The sequence below is a fragment of the Streptomyces sp. NPDC001027 genome, assembly GCF_040299045.1.
Taxonomy (GTDB): domain Bacteria; phylum Actinomycetota; class Actinomycetes; order Streptomycetales; family Streptomycetaceae; genus Streptomyces.
Window position 1 is genome coordinate 1 of the sequence record NZ_JBEPBI010000376.1, and the last position, 5,425, is coordinate 5,425.

Annotated in this window: 7 protein-coding genes; 4 read left to right on the forward strand and 3 right to left on the reverse strand. The window is 74.8% G+C overall.

The features are described from left to right. Positions 1-197: 197 nt before the first annotated feature. From ABT300_RS40935 to ABT300_RS40945, 3 genes are all read right to left on the reverse strand, one after another. A complete protein-coding gene (locus ABT300_RS40935) occupies positions 198-1,097 on the reverse strand; it encodes an aminoglycoside phosphotransferase family protein (RefSeq protein WP_351687355.1) in 900 nt (299 codons plus the stop codon). Between the two features lie 146 nt (positions 1,098-1,243). Next, on the reverse strand, positions 1,244-1,744 hold the full coding sequence (locus tag ABT300_RS40940) for a ferritin-like domain-containing protein (protein WP_351687358.1): 501 nt from the start codon (positions 1,742-1,744) through the stop codon (positions 1,244-1,246). Next, positions 1,741-2,379 carry a hypothetical protein gene (locus ABT300_RS40945; protein WP_351687359.1) on the reverse strand — a complete coding sequence of 213 codons (639 nt, stop codon included), beginning with the start codon at positions 2,377-2,379 and terminating at the stop codon, positions 1,741-1,743. The genes ABT300_RS40940 and ABT300_RS40945 overlap by 4 nt, the downstream gene beginning before the upstream one ends. Before the next feature lie 242 nt (positions 2,380-2,621). Here ABT300_RS40945 and rimP point away from each other — a divergent pair, with 242 nt between their 5' ends. The 4 genes from rimP to ABT300_RS40965 all read left to right on the forward strand — a co-directional run. Further along, on the forward strand, positions 2,622-3,146 hold the full coding sequence (gene rimP, locus ABT300_RS40950) for a ribosome maturation factor RimP (RefSeq protein ID WP_351687362.1): 525 nt from the start codon (positions 2,622-2,624) through the stop codon (positions 3,144-3,146). Between the two features lie 2 nt (positions 3,147-3,148). After that, positions 3,149-4,135: a transcription termination factor NusA gene (gene nusA / locus ABT300_RS40955; RefSeq protein WP_107441648.1), complete on the forward strand. Its 987-nt coding sequence runs from the start codon at positions 3,149-3,151 to the stop codon at positions 4,133-4,135. 102 nt (positions 4,136-4,237) lie between these two features. After that, on the forward strand, positions 4,238-4,534 hold the full coding sequence (locus ABT300_RS40960; protein ID WP_351687365.1) for a YlxR family protein: 297 nt from the start codon (positions 4,238-4,240) through the stop codon (positions 4,532-4,534). A gap of 147 nt (positions 4,535-4,681) precedes the next feature. Further along, positions 4,682-5,425, forward strand: a 744-nt coding sequence (locus ABT300_RS40965; RefSeq protein ID WP_351687368.1) for a translation initiation factor IF-2 N-terminal domain-containing protein, incomplete at its 3' end; no start/stop codon positions are given.

Below are 5,425 nucleotides of genomic sequence, written 5' to 3' on the forward strand. Positions count from 1 at the left end.
GCGTGACAGAACGTCACCACGGTGGGGAACGGCCACGACGGCCGGGCAACGGCAACCGGGGCCGGCGCCGGTCCGCGAAGGCACGACGGGCACCGCGTCGCACGCGCAATGCCGGCCGGGGCTGTCAGGGGCCCGGACGACGACCGCGCCGTGCGTCCTCGGAGCCCCACCGGCGATCTCTCTGCTTTCGCAGAGGCCTAGAGCCAGCCGGCGAACTCCAGCAGCAGTTCCGCGTCCTTGCGGCGCCCCACCCGCAGCGCGCGCACGCCCGACTCCACCGCCCGGAACAGGGTCCAGCCCCGCACTCGCTCCTGGTCCAGTTCCAGCGACTCCGCGAGCCGCTTCACCCGCCGGCGGGTCGTCGTCGCCCCGGACGGCGAGGCGATCAGATCCTCCACCCGGTCCCGCACCAGCCGGGCGAGATCGAACGCGCGCTCTCCCGTCACCGGGTCGGGCCCCACCGCGAGCCACGGCATCCGCTCTCCCGCCAGCACCTTGCTCTGCCGGAACGTGCCGTGCAGCAGCAGACGCTCGGGCGGCGCTGCCAGCAGCCCCTCGCGCGCGGCGAGCGCCGCGTCCACCAGGGCGGCCACATCGGGTTCCGTCGAGGCGCTCGCCCGCATGGCCTCCGCCTGCCGCCCGGTGCGGTCGGCGACGCTCTCGAAGGGATGGCCGGCCGGGGGCTGCACCCACAGCCGCCGCAGCGTCCCGGCCGCCTCCAGCAGCGCCTTCGCCTCCGGCAGGGACCGCACGGACACATCGGGGTGCAGCCGCTCGAGCAGCAGCACCCCGGGCGTCGTCGGCCCGTCCAGCAGCTGGACGGCGCCCAGACCGTCCCAGTGCGTCAGCGCGGCCCGCTCGGCCTCCGGCCGGAACCGGGGCGGAGCCAGCTTCAGCACGGCCGGCGACCCGTCCGCCCGCCGTACGAGCACGACGAGGCTGGACCGGCCGCCCGGCGCCTGCACCCGGTCGACGGTCAACTCGCGTAGCGCGACGGCCTGTCGGGCCGCCTCCGGCAGCGTCTCCAACCAGCTGTCACCGTCCGGTGCCGTCTCACCGAGTGCCCGGACCAGACGCTGCGGCGGTTCGAAAGCCATGCGCGAGTCGTTCCCTTCCGTCTCCCGGTCAAGCCGTGGGCGTCCCCGCAGCCGCTGTCGCCGCAACCGCCGTCGTCGCCGCCGAATCGCCCGAGCCCGTGGCCGCCCGAGCCGTCGCCCGCCTCTCGTCCAGGGCGCGTCTCGCCCTAACGCGCGGGCACTCCCGCCGCCGCGTCCGGAGCCGCCGCGGACGCCGACGCCGTGGCCGGATCCGTACCGCCCCGCTCGGCGAGCCCAGGGAAGGGTACGCTCCCGCCCCGCCAGCGCGCCGCGCGGACCGCCGCCTCCCGCAGCGCGCCCGCGGCGTCCCGCCGCCGTGCCCCGGTCGCTGCCCGCACCAGGTCGGAGTACACCCCGGCCACGCGGTCCTCCAGGTCGGCGGCGAGCCGGACCGCCGTCGCGGAGTCCGCCACCGGGAACGGCAACGCGTACCCGGCGCTCGCGGCGACCGGCTCCGCGCCCAGGTCGCGCACGTCCCGGGCCAGCGCGTCCCGCCGCGCCCGGTGCGCGTCGTAGGCCGCCCGCGCCTCGGAGCTGCGGTCCTCGCCGACGCGGCCGCCGACCACCCCGTACCCGTACACCGCGGCGTGCTCGGCGGCCAGCACCGCCTGCAGCGCCGTGAGCTCCGCGCCCGTCTCCCCGCTCATCGCGTCCCCTCCGTCAGCAGATAGGCGTGCGCCGCGCCGGCCGCCGCCACCGAGGCCAGCAGCCGGGCCAGCTCGCCCGGAACATCCAGCAGCTCCGCGGCCCTGCGGTCGGCGAGCGCCCGCTCGGCGGCCGCGAGCCCCACGAGGGCGTCCCGCTCGGTCGCCGGCGCGGCGGCGGGAGGCGGGACGGCGGAAGGCTGGGCGCCCGGAGGCGGGGCTGCCGCCGACGGGGCCGAGGCGCCCGCCGGTGCGGTCGCGGAGGCCGAGGCGGAGGCCAAAGGACTGTCGGTACCGGTACCGGTACCGGTGGCGGTGGCCGTGGGGGAGAGGGACGCCGTGCCGACGCCCCCGAACGCCGCCACATGCCGGACGACCTCCGCCCGCAGCGGAGCCAGCCGCGCCGCCAGCGCCGGATGGACGGCGAGCGCGGCGTCGTACCGCGCGAGCAGGCCGCTGCTCTCCCGCGCCGCACGCGCGCGTACCCGCTCGGTGACCGACGGGGTGCCGCTCGCCCTCTTCGGGGTCCCCTCGGGGCCGGCGGAGCAGCCCGCCAGCAGAGCGGCCCCGGCGGCCGAGGCGAGCAGGGTTCTTCTTCGCGGCCCCGAGGGGGTGCGCGAGGGGTGGGGGAGCGGCACGGCAGACGTCCTCGGCGAACTCGTACGGAGACCAGGACGGCACCGGGACCTGTCCTGGCGGGCGGCGAACCCGTGATCACCGTACCCGCGCGCCCGCCGCGCACCACTCAGCGGCACCGCGCGCGGGGGGCCCCACCGCCGTCCGTGCACAGGTGGACGGCAACACTCCCTGCGACCGGATACCCTTTGACCAGACACGAGCCCCCACCCACAACAGCACACGCGGCCGAGGAGTCACCCGGATGAGCACCACCCAGAGCGAGAGGCTGCGAGAGCTCCTGGAACCGCTCGTCGCCTCCCAGGGTCTGGATCTCGAAGAGATCACCGTGGACTCGGTAGGCCGCAGAAGAGTGCTGAGCGTCGTCGTCGACTCCGACACCGGAGCGGACCTGGACCGGATCGCCGATGTGAGCCGCGCGCTCTCGGCGAAGCTCGACGAGACGGACGCGATGGGCGAGGGCGAGTACACCCTCGAGGTCGGAACCCCGGGCGCCGAGCGCACCCTCACCGAGCACCGGCACTACGTGCGCGCCGCCGGCCGGCTGGTCCGATTCCAGCTCGGCGAGGGCGGCGAGCTGGTCGCCCGGATCCTGCGGGTCGACGACGAAGGGCTCGACGTCGAGGTGCCCGGCGTGAAGGGCCGCAAGGCCACCGCCCGCCGACTCGCCTTCGGCGACGTCGGCAAGGCACGCGTACAGGTCGAGTTCAACCGCAAGGACGACCCGGCCGGCCAGAGCGACAGCAACGAGAAGGAAGAGGAGGCGTAGCCGTGGACATCGACATGAGCGCCCTGCGGGGCTTGGTGCGGGAGAAGGAGATCTCCTTCGACCTGCTGGTCGAGGCGATCGAGTCGGCCCTCCTCATCGCCTACCACCGCACCGAGGGAAGCCGCCGTCACGCGCGCGTGGAGCTCGACCGGCAATCGGGGCACGTGACCGTGTGGGCGAAGGAGGACCCCGAGGACCTCGAGGAGGGGCAGGAGCCCCGTACGTTCGACGACACCCCGTCCGACTTCGGCCGTATCGCCGCCACCACGGCCAAGCAGGTCATCCTGCAGCGCCTGCGCGACGCCGAGGACGACGCGACGCTCGGCGAGTACGCCGGCCGTGAGGGCGACATCGTCACCGGCGTCGTCCAGCAGGGCCGCGACCCGAAGAACGTGCTCGTGGACATCGGCAAGCTGGAGGCCATCCTGCCGGTGCAGGAGCAGGTGCCCGGCGAGACCTACCCGCACGGCCTGCGGCTGCGGTCGTACGTCGTCCGGGTGGCGAAGGGCGTGCGCGGCCCGTCCGTCACCCTCTCCCGGACGCACCCCAACCTGGTGAAGAAGCTCTTCGCGCTGGAGGTGCCGGAGATCGCCGACGGGTCCGTCGAGATCGCCGCCATCGCCCGCGAGGCCGGTCACCGCACGAAGATCGCCGTCAGGTCCACCCGTTCGGGTCTGAACGCCAAGGGCGCCTGCATCGGCCCCATGGGCGGTCGGGTGCGCAATGTCATGGGCGAGCTCAACGGCGAGAAGATCGACATCGTGGACTGGTCGGACGACCCGGCCGAGATGGTGGCGAACGCCCTGTCCCCGGCCCGCGTGTCCAAGGTGGAGGTCGTCGACCTCGGAGCCCGCTCCGCGCGCGTCACCGTGCCGGACTACCAGCTGTCCCTGGCGATCGGCAAGGAGGGGCAGAACGCCCGTCTGGCCGCCCGTCTGACCGGCTGGCGGATCGACATCCGTCCGGACACCGAACAGACGGAGGAATAGATCTCGGCCTGAGTGGGCTGAGATCACGTCAGAGTTCTGTGCGGCAAGTGTTCGACCCACGCCCTGAAGGGGTGAGGTCGGCACGGGGAGGTAGACTTAGCTGTGTCTGGCCGGACGCACGCCGGAGCATGCCCTGAACGCACCTGTGTGGGGTGCCGGGAGCGAGCGGCCAAGACGGAGCTGCTGCGCATCGTGGCGATCAAGGACGCGTGCGTCCCTGATCCACGCGGTACGCTGCCCGGCCGGGGTGCGTATCTGCATCCCGCCCCGTTCTGTCTCGATCAGGCGGTACGCCGGCGGGCGTTCACGAGGGCGTTGCGAGCCCCGGGAGCGCTCGACACAAAGGCGTTGCGCCAGTACGTCGAGCAGACGACCGTTGCCGAGCAGGCAACACCGTAAGAAGGCGTCGCACGGAACCCCCGTGCGGCTCTGGTACCCCGCGAGTTGGAAGTAGGTCGAGATTGCGATGAGCACTCGATGAGCACGCGATGAGTACGCCCATGAAGTAGCGACGGTCCGGACACACCCGGACCTAAAAGGAGCGAAGTGGCTAAGGTCCGGGTATACGAACTCGCCAAGGAGTTCGGGGTGGAGAGCAAGGTCGTCATGGCCAAGCTCCAGGAACTCGGTGAATTCGTCCGTTCGGCGTCCTCGACGATCGAGGCGCCCGTTGTCCGCAAGTTGACAGACGCCTTCCAGGGCGGCGGCAAGCCCGCCCCGCGCAAGGCTGCCCCCAGGCCCGGTGCGCCCTCTCCGGCGCAGGCGGCCCGTCCGGGCCCGGCTGCTCCGCGGCCGGCCGCCCCCAAGCCTCCGACGGCTCAGCAGCCCGCGGCTCCCGCCGCCCCTGCCGCCTCGTCGGCCCCGTCGGCCCCCGCGCCGACGACCCCCGGCCCGCGTCCGGGCCCCCGGCCCGCCCCGCGTCCGGCCCCCGCCGCCCCGGAGTTCACCGCTCCGCCGTCGGCCCCGGCCGCCCCGGCCCAGCCCGCGGGTCCGGCACAGTCCGCCCCGCGTCCGGCCTCGCAGGCGCCGCGCCCCGGCGCGCCCCGTCCCGCCGGTCGCCCCGGCGCCGGTCAGGGCCAGGACCGCGGCGACCGTGGTGACCGCGGTCAGCGTCCGGCCGCCGCGCAGGGCCCGCGCCCCGGTGGCGCGCCCCGTCCGGGCGGCGCCCGTCCGGCCGGTCCGCGTCCGGGCAACAACCCCTTCACGTCCGGCGGCAACGCCGGCATGGCGCGTCCGCAGGCGCCCCGTCCGCAGGGCGCACCGCGTCCCGGCGGCCCGGGCGCTCCGGTC

Bases quoted from the DNA above. Each gene is read 5' to 3' on its own strand.
- ABT300_RS40935 (WP_351687355.1), bottom strand. From the start codon at position 1,097: ATGGCTTTCGAACCGCCGCAGCGTCTGGTCCGGGCACTCGGTGAGACG.
- ABT300_RS40940 (WP_351687358.1), bottom strand. From the start codon at position 1,744: ATGAGCGGGGAGACGGGCGCGGAGCTCACGGCGCTGCAGGCGGTGCTG.
- rimP (WP_351687362.1), top strand. From the start codon at position 2,622: ATGAGCACCACCCAGAGCGAGAGGCTGCGAGAGCTCCTGGAACCGCTC.